Source organism: Streptomyces sp. L2 (assembly GCF_004124325.1).
In the GTDB taxonomy this organism is placed as follows: Bacteria; Actinomycetota; Actinomycetes; order Streptomycetales; family Streptomycetaceae; genus Streptomyces.
In genome coordinates this window covers 5,337,777-5,353,212 of sequence record NZ_QBDT01000001.1, presented here as the reverse complement: position 1 = coordinate 5,353,212, position 15,436 = coordinate 5,337,777, and the positions used below count along the sequence as shown (strand labels likewise).

The 15,436-nt window shown below is 71.4% G+C and carries 13 protein-coding genes; 6 read left to right on the top strand and 7 right to left on the bottom strand.

Features of this window, described 5'->3' with window-relative positions:
• Window positions 1-220 precede the first annotated feature (220 nt).
• A complete protein-coding gene (locus tag DBP14_RS23905; RefSeq protein WP_241741279.1) occupies window positions 221-1,231 on the top strand; it encodes an acyltransferase family protein in 1,011 nt (336 codons plus the stop codon).
• A gap of 4 nt (window positions 1,232-1,235) precedes the next feature.
• On the opposite strand, the gene DBP14_RS23900 is transcribed toward DBP14_RS23905, so the two are convergent.
• Together DBP14_RS23900 and DBP14_RS23895 are read right to left on the bottom strand one after the other, a co-directional pair.
• A complete protein-coding gene (locus tag DBP14_RS23900; protein WP_164992537.1) occupies window positions 1,236-1,754 on the bottom strand; it encodes an HD domain-containing protein in 519 nt (172 codons plus the stop codon).
• Between the two features lie 32 nt (window positions 1,755-1,786).
• Complete coding sequence (locus DBP14_RS23895; protein ID WP_129309182.1) at window positions 1,787-2,959, bottom strand: PP2C family protein-serine/threonine phosphatase; 1,173 nt, start codon at window positions 2,957-2,959, stop codon at window positions 1,787-1,789.
• 175 nt (window positions 2,960-3,134) lie between these two features.
• On the opposite strand from DBP14_RS23895, the gene DBP14_RS23890 reads away from it, so the two are divergent.
• Window positions 3,135-4,382 (top strand): GNAT family N-acetyltransferase, encoded by a 1,248-nt coding sequence (locus DBP14_RS23890; protein ID WP_129309181.1) that lies wholly within the window; start codon window positions 3,135-3,137, stop codon window positions 4,380-4,382.
• A gap of 22 nt (window positions 4,383-4,404) precedes the next feature.
• Here DBP14_RS23890 and DBP14_RS23885 read toward each other — a convergent pair whose 3' ends face one another.
• Window positions 4,405-5,226, bottom strand: a complete 822-nt coding sequence (locus DBP14_RS23885) for a DNA-formamidopyrimidine glycosylase family protein (RefSeq protein ID WP_129309180.1) — start codon at window positions 5,224-5,226, stop codon at window positions 4,405-4,407.
• A gap of 472 nt (window positions 5,227-5,698) precedes the next feature.
• Window positions 5,699-6,184, bottom strand: a complete 486-nt coding sequence (locus DBP14_RS23880) for a ribose-5-phosphate isomerase (protein WP_129309179.1) — start codon at window positions 6,182-6,184, stop codon at window positions 5,699-5,701.
• 247 nt (window positions 6,185-6,431) lie between these two features.
• Here DBP14_RS23880 and DBP14_RS23875 point away from each other — a divergent pair, with 247 nt between their 5' ends.
• Window positions 6,432-7,868 (top strand): amino acid permease, encoded by a 1,437-nt coding sequence (locus DBP14_RS23875; protein ID WP_129309178.1) that lies wholly within the window; start codon window positions 6,432-6,434, stop codon window positions 7,866-7,868.
• A gap of 83 nt (window positions 7,869-7,951) precedes the next feature.
• Here DBP14_RS23875 and DBP14_RS23870 read toward each other — a convergent pair whose 3' ends face one another.
• Window positions 7,952-8,533: a biotin transporter BioY gene (locus tag DBP14_RS23870; protein ID WP_129309177.1), complete on the bottom strand. Its 582-nt coding sequence runs from the start codon at window positions 8,531-8,533 to the stop codon at window positions 7,952-7,954.
• Window positions 8,534-8,892: 359 nt separating this feature from the next.
• Here DBP14_RS23870 and DBP14_RS23865 point away from each other — a divergent pair, with 359 nt between their 5' ends.
• A complete protein-coding gene (locus tag DBP14_RS23865) occupies window positions 8,893-9,534 on the top strand; it encodes a superoxide dismutase (RefSeq protein ID WP_129309176.1) in 642 nt (213 codons plus the stop codon).
• Between the two features lie 137 nt (window positions 9,535-9,671).
• Here the strand turns inward: DBP14_RS23865 and DBP14_RS23860 are convergent, their stop codons facing one another.
• On the bottom strand, window positions 9,672-10,334 hold the full coding sequence (locus tag DBP14_RS23860; RefSeq protein WP_129309175.1) for a DsbA family protein: 663 nt from the start codon (window positions 10,332-10,334) through the stop codon (window positions 9,672-9,674).
• A 137-nt stretch (window positions 10,335-10,471) separates the two neighbouring features.
• Here DBP14_RS23860 and pepN point away from each other — a divergent pair, with 137 nt between their 5' ends.
• Window positions 10,472-13,102, top strand: a complete 2,631-nt coding sequence (gene pepN / locus DBP14_RS23855) for an aminopeptidase N (RefSeq protein WP_129309174.1) — start codon at window positions 10,472-10,474, stop codon at window positions 13,100-13,102.
• A gap of 264 nt (window positions 13,103-13,366) precedes the next feature.
• Window positions 13,367-14,404 (top strand): hypothetical protein, encoded by a 1,038-nt coding sequence (locus tag DBP14_RS23850; RefSeq protein WP_129309173.1) that lies wholly within the window; start codon window positions 13,367-13,369, stop codon window positions 14,402-14,404.
• Between the two features lie 19 nt (window positions 14,405-14,423).
• Here DBP14_RS23850 and DBP14_RS23845 read toward each other — a convergent pair whose 3' ends face one another.
• The gene (locus DBP14_RS23845) at window positions 14,424-15,419 is read right to left on the bottom strand and encodes a TIGR01777 family oxidoreductase (protein WP_129309172.1); all 996 of its coding nucleotides are present in this window, start codon (window positions 15,417-15,419) and stop codon (window positions 14,424-14,426) included.
• Between the last annotated feature and the right edge of the window lie 17 nt (window positions 15,420-15,436).

The following is a 15,436-nucleotide window of genomic DNA, read 5'->3' as shown; positions in this document are numbered from 1 at the left end:
TACCAGGAATGACTTCGGGAGTTTTACGAATTCCCGTCACGACGCTAGGGTGCCTGAGATGTTTGACGCCGACCCGCCCCCCGGTCAGAGCCACGGAACCCTCCCTGAGGCACAGCCCCTGCCGGGTGCAGTGCTCAGTCCCCGGCAGTCCAGTGAGCCGGTGGCGAGACCCGGCAGGCAGCGCGACGCCTTCTTCGACAACGCCAAGTACCTGACGATCATGCTGGTGGCGATCGGCCACACCTGGGCGACGGTCAAGACCGGCAACCGCACGCTGCAGGCGGCGTACGACGTCGTCTACACCTTCCACATGCCAGCCTTCATCATCATCTCCGGCTACTTCTCCCGGAGTTTCGACCTCCGCCCGGACCGGCTCAAGCGGCTGATCACCGGCGTCCTCGTGCCGTACGTCATCTTCGAGACGGCCTACTCACTCTTCCGTATCTACGCCGGCCGTTCCGACGACCACAACATCAGCGTGCTCAACCCCTACTACCTGACCTGGTTCCTGTGCGCCCTGTTCATCTGGCGCCTGACCGCCCCGGTCTGGAAGCTGGTGCGCCATCCCCTGCCGATCGCCATCGGCCTGGCCATGCTGGGCTCTACGGCGTCGGTACTCGGCGGGGAGCTGGACCTGCACCGCGTTCTGCAGTTCCTCCCCTGTTTCGTGCTGGGGATGACCCTGAAGCCGGAGCACTTCCGCATGGTGCGCCGCCGGTCGGTGCGAATCCTGTCGGTTCCCGTGTTCGCGCTGGCGATGGCCGGTGCCTGGTGGGTCGTGCCCCGCGTGAACTCCTCCTGGGTCTACCGGGACGCCGCCGCCCAGGACCTGGGCGCGCCGTGGTGGGCCGGGCCCGTCATGGTGCCGGTGATGTTCGGCGGCGCCGTGCTGCTGACCGCGTGCCTCTTCTCCTGGGTGCCGAGCCGCAGGACCTGGTTCACCGCGCTCGGCACGGGCACGCTGTACGCCTATCTGCTGCACGGGTTCGTGGTCAAGAGCGCCAAGTACGCGGGCGTGTTCGAGACACCGTGGCTGCACCGCCCGCTCGGTGTCCTCCTGCTCACCGTCCTCGCGGCGTGCACGGCCACGCTGCTGTGCACCCCGCCCGTGCGCCGGGTGTTCCGCTTCGCCATGGAGCCGCGGATGGAGTGGGTCTTCAAACCGGACACCGGCGGACCGGCCCCCGACCGGCGGCAGCGGGAACGCGAACGCGAGCCCGTCGGCGCCTGAGCCCCTACTTCTGACCGACCTGCCCGGTCTGGCCGGTCTGGCCGACCTCACTGATCTGGCCGGTCTGGCCGACCTCACTGATCTGGCCGGTCAGACCGAGAAGCGCGCGCATCCGCGCGTACTTCTCGGTCAGTCGTGTTCGCGTGGCCTCGTCCAGGACCGCCAGCCGCCCGGGATCGGCGTTGTGGGCGAGGTCCGCCTCCTTCACGAGGCGGGCGCCCGGCGTGGCGAGGATGCGGTCCGCGTACGCCTCCGGCTCCTCCCCCGGCCGCTTGGTGAGGGCCCGTACGACCGCCTTGGTGCGCGGGGTCAGCGCGGCGGCCGCCAGCCACTCCTCGGTGAGCGCGTCGTCCTCGACGGAGTCGTGCAGCCAGGCCGCCGCGATCTGGTCGGCGTCGCCCCCGCGGGCGCGGACACCGGCGGCGACGGCCGCGAGGTGTTCGGCGTACGGCCGTCCCGCCTTGTCGGTCTGCCCCTCGTGGGCGGCGCGTGCGACGGCCTCGACCTCGGCCAGGGTGAGCAGCGGGGGCGGGTGCGCGGGCACGGTCACCTCTCTCAGCGGGCCGCGGCGAATGCCTCGCGGCAGATCAGCAGCAGCGCCCGGTCGTCGTTGACGTCCTTGGCCACCGCCTCGATGAGGTGCCAGGCGGCTCCGTGGAAGCCACCGGCGACATAGCGGTCGGCCTCGCCGGTGAGCCGGTCCATGCCCTCGACGATGTCCCGGTCGGACGTCTCCACCAGGCCGTCCGTGAACAGCATCAGCACGTCCCCGGGGCGCAGCGAGCCCTTCACGGGGTCGAACTGGGCGCCGTCGTAGACCCCCAGCAGCGGGCCCTCGGCGGCCTTCTCCTCCCAGCGGCCGCTGCCGGCGCTGAGCTGCAGGCCCGGCGGATGCCCGGCGGTGTACAGCTCGTAGTCCCCGGAGTCCAGGTCCAGCACCAGGTGGATGGAGGTGGCGAAGCCCTCCTCCCATTCCTGGCGGAGCAGGTAGCCGTTGGCGGCCGGGAGGAACGCGTGCGGTGGGAGCGAGCCGAGCAGGCCGCCGAACGCTCCGGACAGCAGCAGCGCGCGGGACCCGGCGTCCATGCCCTTGCCGGACACGTCCGTGAGGACGACCTCCAGGGTGCGGCCGCCGTTGGTGCGGGCGGCGACGACGAAGTCGCCGGAGAAGGACTGGCCGCCGGCGGGGCGGAGCGCCATCTCGTGGTGCCAGCCCTGCGGGAGTTTCGGCAGTTTGCTCTGCACCCGGATGCGCTCGCGCAGGTCGAACAGCATGGTGCCGCCGCGCCGCCAGGGCACGCCGACGCGGCTGCGGAACTGTGCCGTCAGCAGCCCGAAGAAGCCGCAGGCGGCGACCACCAGGACCACGCCGGGGGTGACCCGGCTGGGTCCCTCGGTGTAGGGGCCGAGCCGCACCGACTCCACGATCAGCGCGGTGGCCCCCGCCGCGTACAGGCCCAGCAGGCTGGCCGGGCGCAGCAGCAGGCCGCCGGCCACGATGGGCAGGACCAGGGTGGCCGGGGAGCACCACACCGAGTCGGCGAGCGTGAGGGCGGTGAGAACGGGGATGGTGAGCAGGAGGCCGACAAGGGCGATCCAGTCGGAGCCGTTGCCGCGGAAGTAGTCCACGGCGCTCCGGCGCAGGCCGACGCGGGCCCGGTGCCACTGCTTCCTGCACCGGGCCGTGAACGTATCGGCCTTCGCGCGCCGCTCTCGTCCTGCTGCCATTAGTTGGGGACCCTATCCATCGGACCGGCCACTTGGCACGGGAGGTCCCACTTGTCCCCCGTCCGAGGCTCAACTTCAGCGTTCAACAACATAGTCAACGGCACGGAGGGCCCGCGCGGGGCCGTCGGAGAGAAATTCGCTGGCTCGTCCCACAATGCCCTGATAGGCATGGGTCATGGCGGCAACCGATTTCACGCCCGCGCCGAGGGTGCTGCGGCAGGACGACTGGGACCTCTGGTACGGCACGCTGCTCCGCGCCTTCGGCGGTGTCGAGGAAGCGGCCGAGGAGCGGGAGTTGTGGCACTCCCTGACCGATTTCAACCGTTCCCTAGGGGTTTGGGACGGTGAGCGGTGTGTGGGTACGTCGGGGGCGTTCCGCTTCCGCGTGACCGTGCCGGGCGGCGCCCTCGTGCCGGCCGCGGGCGTCACGATGGTCGGCGTCGCGGCCACGCACCGGCGCCGGGGCGTGCTCACCTCGATGATGCGCCGGCAACTGGACGACGTGCGCTCCTGGGGCGAGCCGCTGGCGGTCCTGACGGCCTCCGAGCCCGCCATCTACGGCCGGTTCGGGTACGGCGCGGCCACCACCTGGCTCGCCGCCGAGATCGACACCGGCCGGGTGCGGCTGTCCGTCCCGCCGGGCACGGACGCCGTACGCCTGCGGTACGAGGAGCCGGCCGACGCCCTCGACGCGTGCGAGGCGGTGTACGGCGCGCTGGTCCCGGGCCGGCCGGGGATGCCGGCCCGGCAGCCGGGCTGGGAGCGGGTACGGCTGCTGGACCCGGCGAGCGAGCGGGGCGGGGCGTCGGCCCTGCAGTGCGTGGTCGCTGAGCGGGACGGCCAGGTGACGGGGTACGCGCGGTACGCGGTCAAGCCGGACTGGTCGCCCGCCGGCGCGCCTCACGGCACCGTGGTCCTCCGGGACCTCGGTGCGCTGGACCCGGCGAGCGAGGCGGCGCTGTGGCGGTTCCTGTGGGACATCGACCTGACGACGACGCTGCGTGTGCGGGCCCGCCCCGTGGACGACTCCTGGCTGCACCAGGTCTCCGACGCCCGTCGCTGCGAACCGCGCCTGCGGGACGGGCTGTACGTCCGTCTCGTCGACGTCGGTACGGCCCTCTCGGCGCGCACGTACCAGACGCCGGTGGATGTCGTGCTGGAGGTGGAGGACGCGTTCTGCCCCTGGAACGAGGGGCGTTGGCGGCTGACCGGTGACACGAAGGGAGCGTCCTGCGAACGGACCGCGGACCCGGCGGAACTGTCCCTGTCGGCACGGGAGTTGGGCGCGGCCTATCTCGGCGGCGTCTCGCTGTTGTCGCTGGCGTCGGCCGGGCGGGTACGGGAACTGCGGCCGGGCGCGCTGACGGAGGCGTCGGTGGCGTTCGGCTCGCCGGTGCCGCCGTGGCTGCCGCACGGGTTCTAGACGGACGCCCTGGACGGACGACCTAGACGGACCCCGAGGGTTTCTGGCAGGCCGGGCACCAGAAGAGGTTGCGGGCGGCGAGGTCCGCCGTGCGGATCCCGGTGCCGCAGAGGTGGCAGGGCTGGTTCGCGCGGCGGTAGACGTACACCTCGCCGCCGTGGTCGTCCACGCGCGGCGGGCGGCCCATCGCCTCGGGGGTGTGCTCGGGGCGGACGGTGTCGATGCGGTTGTGGCGGACGCCCTCGCGCATCAGGGCGACGAGGTCGGCCCATACGGTGTCCCACTCGGCCGGGGTGATGTCCCGGCCGGGGCGGTACGGGTCGATGCGGTGCCGGAACAGGACCTCGGCGCGGTAGACGTTGCCGACGCCGGCGATGACCTTCTGGTCCATCAGCAGGGCGGCGATGGTCGTACGGCTGCGGGAGACGCGCCGGTACGCGGCCGCCGGGTCGGCGTCCTCGCGCAGCGGGTCGGGGCCGAGGCGGTCGTGTATCGCCTGCTTCTCGGCGGGCGTGATCAGGGCGCAGGCGGTGGGGCCGCGGAGGTCGGTGTACGCGGTGTCGTTCGCGAGGCGGAGCCGGACGGTGTCCGTCGGCGGGGGCGCGGGGGTGGGGCCGAAGGTGACCTTGCCGAAGAGGCCGAGGTGGATGTGGACCCAGTGGTCCTCGCGGAACCGGAGGAAGAGGTGTTTGCCGTGGGCCTCGGTGGCGGTGAGGGGGGTGCCGGTGAGGAGGTCGGCGGCGTCGGAGAACTTGCCCTGCGGGCTGCTGACCGCGGGGGCGGTGTTCTGGAAGCAGTCGGCGTAGTCCTGAGCCAACCGATGGATGGTGTGCCCTTCCGGCAAGACGAGGTTCCCCTTTCCAACCAGTATTTTCCCACCCACCCACCCGACTCGGTAGGCCACAAAGGCACCGCCCCAACACAGGTACCCCCCGCCTACTCGGCGGGCCGGCGGGTCGGCGGGTCGGCGGGTCGGCGGGCCAAGCCCACACTCTCATCCGGGACAGAGTCGACGCGAGGCCGGGGCCGGAAGGCCGGGACCAGGGCCGGAAGGCCGGGACCAGGGCCGGAAGGCCGGGGCCAGGGCCGGAAGGCCGGAAGGCCGGGGAACTGGCTGGGCCGGGTGGCTGGGGCCCGAGCGCGCGTCTCACCCGGTTCGGCGTGCGGGTCACGCCCCCGCCTCACCTCACCCGGCCGGAGGCCGAAGCCCACATCCCACGTCACCCGGCCCACGGCGGGGTGAAGGGGGGTTGGGGCGCCTCTCGGCCGACCGAGTCGGGTGGGTGGGTGGGCGAAGGGGCCGAACCCCCGGAGGGTTACTGCTGGGGGTGGTGCGGGGGGATCGGGGGAAGGGTGCCCGTGGTCTCGTAGGACGACAGCATGTCGATGCGGCGGATGTGCCGCTCGTCGCCGGAGAACGGCGTGTTGAGGAAGACCTCGACGAACTTGGTCGCCTCCTCCTCGCTGTGCATCCGCGCCCCCACCGCCACCACGTTGGCGTTGTTGTGCTGCCGTCCCAGCGCCGCCGTCTCCTCGCTCCAGGCCAGCGCCGCGCGCACACCCTTCACCTTGTTCGCGGCGATCTGCTCCCCGTTCCCGGAGCCGCCGATCACGATGCCGAGGGCGTCGGAGTCCGCCGCCGCCCGCTCCGCCGCACGGAGGCAGAAGGGCGGGTAGTCGTCCTGGGCGTCGTAGATGTGGGGCCCGCAGTCGATGGGCTCGTGCCCCGCCGACTTCAGCCATTCGACGAGGTGGTTCTTGAGTTCGTAGCCCGCATGGTCGGAGCCGAGGTACACGCGCATGGGACGAGTGTGACACGCCCCCATCCAGGCGGCAGCTTCGGGTGCCGAGCAGGGAGAACACCATAAAAACCATGGAACCTCAAGGAAACCTCAAGTAACGATCTGGATTCAAAGGTTCCCGAATTCGTTCGCCTCAGATTCACTGGGCCGCCTCGTACACCGCTCGTGCGAGACCCCGTACACCGCCCCACCACGGCACCCCCGCTCGTACGGGAAACGCTCCTCCAGGCGCAAAGGAAATCCGTCCATGACCCCTGGTTCCGGACTTCAGGCAGGACTCAAGAACCGCCACCTCACGATGATCGCCATCGGCGGCGTGATCGGCGCCGGCCTCTTCGTCGGCTCCAGCTCCGGCATCGCCACCGCCGGCCCCGGCATCCTCGTGTCGTACGCCCTCGTCGGCACCCTCGTCGTCCTCGTGATGCGGATGCTCGGCGAGATGTCCGCCGCCAACCCGACCTCCGGCTCCTTCTCCGCGCACGCCGACCGCGCGCTGGGCCGCTGGGCCGGCTTCTCCATCGGCTGGCTCTACTGGTTCTTCTGGGTCGTCGTCCTCGCCGTCGAGGCGAGCGCCGGCGCGAAGATCCTGGAGGGCTGGATACCCGCCGTCCCCCAGTGGGGCTGGGCGCTGATCGTGATGGCCGTGCTGACGGTCACCAACCTGGTCTCCGTCGGCTCCTACGGCGAGTTCGAGTTCTGGTTCGCCGGGATCAAGGTCGTCGCGATCGGCGCGTTCATCGCCGTCGGCGTGCTGGCGATCTTCGGCGTGCTGCCTGGCGCGCACACCGACACGGCGTCCTTCTCCAACCTGACCTCGCACGGCGGCTTCCTGCCGAACGGCCCCGGCGCCGTCCTCTCCGGTGTGCTGCTGGTCGTGTTCTCCTTCATGGGCAGCGAGATCGCCACGCTGGCGGCCGGCGAGTCCGAGGACCCGCAGCGCGCGGTCACCAAGTCCACCAACAGCATCATCTGGCGTATCGCGGTCTTCTACCTCGGCTCGATCCTCGTCGTGGTCTCGCTGCTGCCGTGGAACTCCCCCGCCATCCAGAAGGACGGCTCGTACGTCGCCGCGCTGGAGTCGCTCGGCATCCCGCACGCCGGTCAGATCATGAACTTCATCGTGCTGACCTCGGTGCTGTCCTGCCTCAACTCGGGCCTCTACACGGCCTCCCGGATGGCGTTCTCGCTCGGTGAGCGCGGCGACGCGCCGAAGGCGTTCGCGCGGACCACGGCCCGTGGCGTGCCGATGACCGCGATCCTCTCCTCGGTGGCCTTCGGGTTCGTCGCGGTGTTCTTCAACTACCGCTACCCGGACTCGGTGTTCCTCTTCCTGCTCAACTCCAGTGGCGCGGTGGCCCTGTTCGTGTGGCTGGTCATCTGCTTCTCGCAGCTGCGGATGCGCCGGATCATCCAGCGCGAGTCGCCGGAGAAGCTCGTCGTGAGGATGTGGCTGTACCCGTATCTGACCTGGGCGGCGGCCGCGCTGATCGTGTTCGTCCTGGGCTACATGCTGACCGACACCAAGGGCGCGAGCAGCGGCCGTACGACCGTACTGCTGTCGCTGGGCGTGGCGGCGGTCGTGCTGGTCGTCGCGGTGGTGAAGCAGACCGTCGAGTCCCGCCGTGCGCGGACCACTCAAGCCGTCGAGACGGACCGGCCGGCCGAGAAGGTCACCACCGGCTGAACCCACCCGTCGGACACGCGAGAGGCTCGCCGGGGAACGCCCGGCGAGCCTCTCGTACATGAACGACCGCGTGAACCGCCGCCTCAGCGCTTGTCGGCCAGCTTCCAGGCGGTGGGCAGGAGACCCGTCGCCAGGGCGGCCTTGATGGCGTCGCCGATGAGGAACGGGGTGAGGCCGGCCGCGATCGCGGCGGACGCGGTCATGTGGGCGGTGACGGCCAGGTAGGGCACGCCGACGGCGTAGATGACGGCCTCGCCCAGGATCATCGTGCCGGCCATCCGCAGCGGGGAGCGGTCGGCGCCGCGCCGGGCGAGGGCGCCGACGACGGCGGAGGCGAGCACCATGCCGAGGACGTAGCCGAAGGAGACGGCGCCCGCGCCGGAGCCGCCGTCCGCGAACCACGGCACGCCGGCCACGCCGACGAGCGCGTACAGGGCGAGGGAGAGCAGGCCGCGGCGGACGCCGAGCGCGGTGCCGACGAGCAGCGCGGCGAAGGTCTGCCCGGTCACCGGCACCGGGGTGCCCGGCACGTGGATGGAGAGCTGGGCCGCGAGACCGGTGAGCACGGCGCCGCCCAGCACGAGAGCGACGTCGCGCACGCGGGACGTGGGCAGCAGGTCGGCGAGGACGGCGCCGGGTCGGACGCCTGCGGTGGCGGTGCTCATGGGGACTCCGTGGGGTGAGGGCAGGTGGGAACACCGCGACGCTATCCCGGGGGCCTGGAGCCGATCACCGTCAGCGCTCGACAAAGCGGGGAACGGGGACTTGGTGGGCTTCACACAAAAGATGCAGAGGACACCCGGTACGGCGTGACACTGATCACTGAGGTGAAGTGCCGCCCACTACACCGGGCCTGACAACCTGTCTGTCGGGTTCCACCAAAGGGCCGTCAGAAGTCCCGTCCGTTCCCGCGGCCGGTGACCGGATTCTCACCGTCCGCATGACGTTGCCCCGGCCCGCAGCATTGTTGCTAGTCTTTCGTTGCTGCAACCTATGTGCAATAAGAGGTTCGGAGGGGACCCGCATGCCCGTCTACACGCTGCCCGACCTGCCCTACGACTACTCCGCGCTGGCGCCGGTGATCAGCCCCGAGATCATCGAGCTGCACCACGACAAGCACCACGCGGCCTACGTCAAGGGCGCCAACGACACGCTGGAGCAGCTCGCCGAGGCGCGGGACAAGGAGCAGTGGGGCTCGGTCAACGGCCTGGAGAAGAACCTGGCGTTCCACCTCTCCGGGCACATCCTGCACTCGGTCTACTGGCACAACATGACCGGCGACGGCGGCGGTGAGCCCCTCGCGGCCGACGGCGTGGGCGACCTGGCGGACGCCATCACCGAGTCCTTCGGCTCCTTCGCGGGCTTCAAGGCCCAGCTGTCCAAGGCGGCGGCGACCACCCAGGGCTCCGGCTGGGGCGTCCTCGCGTACGAGCCGCTGAGCGGCCGGCTGATCGTGGAGCAGGTCTACGACCACCAGGGCAACGTCGGCCAGGGATCGACGCCGGTCCTGGTCTTCGACGCCTGGGAGCACGCCTTCTACCTCCAGTACCGGAACCAGAAGGTGGACTTCATCGAGGCGATGTGGCAGGTCGTGAACTGGCAGGACGTGGCCCGCCGTTACGAGGCCGCGAAGTCCCGCGCGGACGTACTGCTGCTCGCCCCCTGAACCCGCCCGAGCCGCCCCGCACGTCCTGCCTCGTGATCGTCTTCTCACCCTTCACGCGGGCAGGCGGATGAAAGAGGGCCCCCGCGAGGACATGACTCGCGGGGGCCCTTTCGTGGCATGCGCCGGCCGGCGGTGGGTCACAGATTGCTGAAGTCCGGGCCCTTGGTGCGGGTGCGCTTGATCTCGTAGAAGCCGGGGACCGAGGCGACGGCGAGGGTGCCGTCCCAGAGGCGGGCCGCTTCCTCGCCCTTGGGGGCGGGGGTGACGACCGGGCCGAAGAAGGCGATCTGCTCGCCGTCGTCGCCGGGGACCGCGATGACCGGGGTGCCGACCTCCTGGCCGACCTTGTCGATGCCCTCCTTGTGGGAGGCGCGCAGCTCGGCGTCGTAGTCGAAGTCCTTCTGCTCGGCGTAGTCGATCAGTTCGGCGGGCAGGCCGACGTCCGCGAGGGCGCCGGCGATGGCGTCCAGGGTGGGGCCCTCGCCGTTGTTGTGGATGCGGGCGCCGAGGGCGGTGTAGAGGGGGCCGAGGACGTCCTCGCCGTGCCGCTGCCAGGCGGCGGTGACCACGCGGACCGGCTGCCAGGCCTTGGTGGCGAGCATCTCCCGGTAGGACTCGGGCAGCTCGTCCAGTTTGTCCTCGTTGAGGACGGCGAGGCTCATGATGTGCCAGCGGACCTCGATGTCGCGGACCTTCTCCACCTCCAGGACCCAGCGGGAGGTCATCCAGGCCCACGGGCACAGCGGGTCGAACCAGAAGTCCACGGGGGTCTTGCCGGGCGTGGTCGCGGTCTCGGACATGCTTCTCCTTGCCGGGAAAGGTCTGTGCAGCGTTCAACCTGTCCGCGGCCGCCGTCATTCCCTGGTGCCCGCTGTCAGGTGCGCATGGCAGGATCGGTCCTGTTCAGCCCCTGAAGCGATCACGAAGGAGTGCGCGCGTGCCCGGTGAGAATCTGTCCCGTGACGAGGCCCGGGAGCGGGCCGCCCTGCTGTCCGTCGACGGGTACGAGGTGTCCCTGGACCTGCGCTCCGCCGTCGGAGAGGGGCAGGGCGAGCCGCGCACGTTCCGGTCGGTGACCACGATCCGGTTCCGCTGCGGCGAGCCGGGGGCCTCGTCGTTCGCCGACCTCGTCGCCCCAACCGTGACCTCCGTCACACTCAATGGCCGGGACCTGGATCCCGGCCAGGTCTTCGACGGCTCCCGCATCACGCTGGAGGACCTGGCCGCCGAGAACGAGCTGACGGTCGACGCCCAGTGCGCGTACTCCCGCACCGGTGAGGGCATGCACCGCTTCGTCGACCCCGAGGACGGAGAGGTCTACCTCTACACCCAGTACGAGCCGGCCGACGCCCGCCGCGTCTTCGCCAACTTCGAGCAGCCCGACCTCAAGGCCCCCTACCGCTTCGAGGTGCGGGCGCCGGAGGGCTGGACCGCGTGGAGCAACGGCGCCGGTGAACTGATTCAAGAAGGGCGCGAAGCGCTTCCGCAGAAGGGTGGTGGTGGGCGACGGGCGGGCGGTGTGTGGCGGTTCGCGGAGACCAAGCCCATCTCGACGTACATCACCTGCGTGGTCGCGGGCCCGTACCACTACGTGACCGACTCCTACGAGCGGGTCCTGGACGACGGGACCAAGCTGGAGATCCCGCTCGGCGCGATGTGCCGCAAGGGGCTCGCCCCCCACTTCGACGCCGACGACGTCTTCCTGATCACCAAGCAGGGCCTGGACTTCTTCCACGAGCACTTCGACTACCCGTACCCGTTCGGCAAGTACGACCAGGCGTTCGTGCCCGAGTACAACCTGGGCGCGATGGAGAACCCGGGCATGGTGACCTTCCGCGAGGAGTACATCTTCCGCGGCAAGGTGACGCAGGCGTCGTACGAGGGCCGCGCCAACACGATCCTGCACGAGATGGCGCACATGTGGTTCGGCGACCTCGTCACCATGGAGTGGTGGGACGACCTGTGGCTGAAGGAGTCCTTCGCGGACTTCATGGGCACCTTCGCCAACGTGGGCGCGACCCGCTTCGGCAACGCCTGGATCACCTTCGCCAACCGCCGCAAGGCCTGGGCATACCGCGCGGACCAGCTGCCCTCCACGCACCCCGTCACGGCGGACATCCGCGACCTGCAGGACGCCAAGCTCAACTTCGACGGCATCACCTACGCCAAGGGCGCCTCCGTACTGAAGCAACTGGTCGCCTACGTCGGCCAGGACGCCTTCCTGGAGGGCGCCCGCCGCTACTTCAAGCGGCACGCGTACGGCAACACGCGCCTCGGCGACCTGCTGTCGGTGCTGGCCGAGACCAGCGGCCGGGACATGACCGCGTGGTCCCGCTCCTGGCTGCAGACGGCCGGCGTCAACTCCCTCACCCCGCAGGTGCTGCTGGACGCCGACGGCAGGATCGCCGAGCTGGCGGTCCTCCAGGAGGCCGCCGAGTCACACCCCGAGCTGCGCCCGCACCGGGTGGCGGTGGGCCTGTACCGCCGTACCCCCGTCGGGGACCTGGAGCGGTACGCGCGCGTGGAGGCGGACGTCGAGGGACCGCGCACCGTCGTCGACGGCCTGGCCGGGGCCGAGGCGCCCGAGCTGGTGCTGGTCAACGACGACGACCTCACCTACTGCAAGACCCGCTTCGACGAGACGTCCCTCGCGACCCTGCGCGAGCACCTCGGCGCCCTGACCGACCCCCTCGCCCGCGCCCTGTGCTGGTCCGCGCTGTGGAACATGACCCGGGACGCGCTGCTGCCGGCCCGGGACTTCACCGCGCTGGTCCTGCGGTTCGCGGGCCGCGAGTCCGAGATCGGCGTGCTCCAGATGCTGCACGCGTGGGCCGAGTCCGCACTCCTCCACTACACGGCGCCCGAGGGGCGGGCCACGGGCGGGGCGCTGCTCGCCGAGGGCGCGCTGCGGGAGCTGCGCGCGGCCGAACCGGGCAGCGAGCACCAGCTGGCCTGGGCCCGGTTCTTCGCGCACACGGCCGGCACCGAGTCCGCGCTCGCCCTGCTGAAGGGCCTGCTGGACGGCACCGAGACGATCCCCGGCCTGGAGGTGGACCAGGAGCTGCGCTGGGCTTTCCTGGAGCCGCTCACCGCGCACGGGATCGCGGACGAGCGGGTGCTCGCCGACGAACTCGCCCGCGACGACACCGCGTCCGGCAAGCGCCACCAGGTCCGCTGCCTGGCCGCGCGCCCCTCGGCCGCGGTCAAGGCGCAGGCCTGGGCCCAGGTCGTGGAGTCCGACACGCTGTCCAACGCCCTGGTGGAGGCCACCATCGCGGGCTTCGACCAGCCCTCGCAGCGGGAGCTGACCGCGCCGTACGCCGAGAAGTACTTCGCCGTCATCGAGCGGATCTGGCAGGAGCGCTCGATCCAGATCGGCATGGACGTCGTACGGGGGCTGTTCCCCTCCTTCCAGGACCGGCGGGAGACGCTGGACGCGACGGACGCGTGGCTGACCGCCCACGCGGACGCGGCCCCGGCGCTGCGCCGGCTCGTCCTGGAGGCCCGGGACGACCTGGCGCGGGCGCTGCGCGGACAGGAGTGCGACGCGGCGGCCGCGGGCCGTTGATCACACTTAGCTGATCGCATCGCGCGGCTGATCTCACCTGAACGCTGATCCCACCGACCTTTGGCCTAGGCCTGGCCGGTCGGTGACCGTTACGGAATTCAGGCAATAGGAGCCGTAACCCCTGGTCCTCACCTGATTGGACCAGGGGTTTTCCCTGCCTACTCGACACCCGAACACCTGGCCTTTAGCGCCGTGTTGTCTGTATTTGTCGATAGCCCTGTAACAGCGGTTAAGAGGGAGTCCCGGCGCGGGAATCCGGTGGCCATGACGCACAACACCCCGCTCTCCCCCCGCCCCCTCCGGCACCTCGCCGACGGCCGGCACCGCGTGCTGACCACCGCCCAGCTCCGCTCCCGCGGCGTGTCCACGGCCGAGCTGAACGAGCAGTGCCGGTCCGGCGGCCCCTGGCAGCTGCTGCTCCCCAACGTGGTCCTGCTGCACCCGGGGCCGCCGACGAGCGAGGAGCGGCTGCACGCGGCCCTGCTGTACGCGACGCGCGAATCGGCGCCGGGCGTCCCGGCCCAGCCCACCGCCGACGACCCGCACCACTCGCCGTACCCCGAGGCGGTGATCACGGGTATGGCCGCGCTCGCCCTGTACGGCTTCGCCGCCGCCCCGCCGCTGCCGTCCCTGGACCGCGTCGACGTCCTGGTCCCGCGGCTGCGCCGGCTGCGCTCCACGGGCCACGTCCGCGTCATCCGCACCCCCGCCCTGCCGACCCCCCGCGCGGTCGCGGGGCTGCCGGTCGCACCGGTGCCGCGTGCGCTGGCGGACGCGGTGGCGGACCTCACCGACGCGGAGGCGGTACGGCGCCTGCTCACGGAGGCGGTGCGCGGCGGCCACTGCGAACCGGCGTCCGTCGTCCGGGAGCTGACCGGTGCGAAGCTGCTGAACCGCCCCCAGGTGGTGGACGCGGTGGACTCGCTGGTGGCGGAGGGCCGGGCGGTCGCCGAGGACCGGCTCTACCGGATGGTCGGCGAGTACGGCCTCCCCGACCCGGTCTGGAACGTCGACCTGCGCCTGCCCGGCGGCCCCCACCTCGGCGGCCTCGACGCGTACTGGCCCGAACAGGCCGTCGCCGTGGAACTGGACACGCGGGCGCCGTGCCGTGACGACGACGCCCTGTGGTCGGAGTACGCGCGCAAGCGCGAGCACCTGGAGCGGCTCGGCATCACCGTCGTCCACGTCACCCCCCGCAAGCTCCGGGAGTCCCTGGAGCAACAGGCGGCGGTGATCCGTACGGCCCTGATGGCGTCCGCCGACCGCGACCCGGCCGCCTATGTCGTGGTGCTGCCCCGGTAGTGACGGACCGGAGCGGGCATCAGGAGGGGAGAGGAGGGGCCACCGGACCTGAACGCCGGTGGCCCCTCCTCACGCGTCCGGCGCGCACGCGGGCCACCAGGTCGGCCGCGGCCCCGTCCCAGCGCGGGTGGTCGAAGGCGAAGCCCGCGTCGAGGAGGCGGCCGGGCACGACCCGCCGGCTCTTGAGCAGCAGTTCGGTGTCGGAGCGCAGCGCGAGGGCGCCCAGCCCGGCCATCCACGCCGTGGCGGGCAGGCCGACGGGCACACCCCAGGCGGCCCGCAGGTCGTGCATGAACATGCGCTGGGGCAGCGGTTCGGGGGCCGCGACGTTGACGGGGCCGCTCAGGTCGTCCCGTTCGGCGAGGAACGCGACGGCGCGGGCGAAGTCGCGGTCGTGGATCCAGGAGACGTACTGCGCCCCGCCCGCGACCGGGCCGCCGAGACCGAGCCGGGCCAGCCGCAGCAGGACGTCGAAGACGCCGCCCCGGTCGGGGCTCATCACCATGGCGGAGCGCAGCGCGACCTTCCGGGTATGCGGGGTGTCCGCCTCCTCCTGGGCGCGTTCCCAGGCCTTGGCGATGTCGACGCTGTAGGCCCAGTAGCCGGGGACGCCCGGTTCGGCGCCGCCGATCACGCCGGTCCGCTCGTCGTTGGGGGCGTCGTGGCGGTGGGCGTAGACGGTGGCGGTGCTCATCTGCAGCCAGAGGCGCGGCGGCCGGGCCGCGGCGGCGATCGCCTCGCCCACCACCTGGGCGGAGTCCACCCGCGAGTCCATCATCGCCCGCAGGTTGGTGGCGGTGTAGCGGCAGCTGACGCTGCGGCCGGCGAGGTTGACGACGACATCGCTGCCGTCGATCTCGCCGGCCCACGGCCCCAGGGTCCGGCCGTCCCAGGCGACCTCGCCCGGGGTCGCCGGACGCCTGGTCAGCACCACCACGTCGTGTCCGGCCGCGGTCAGCTCGCGCTTGAGGACCGTACCGACCTGGCCGGTTCCCCCGGGTATCACGATCTTCACTAGGCCACTTCCCCTCA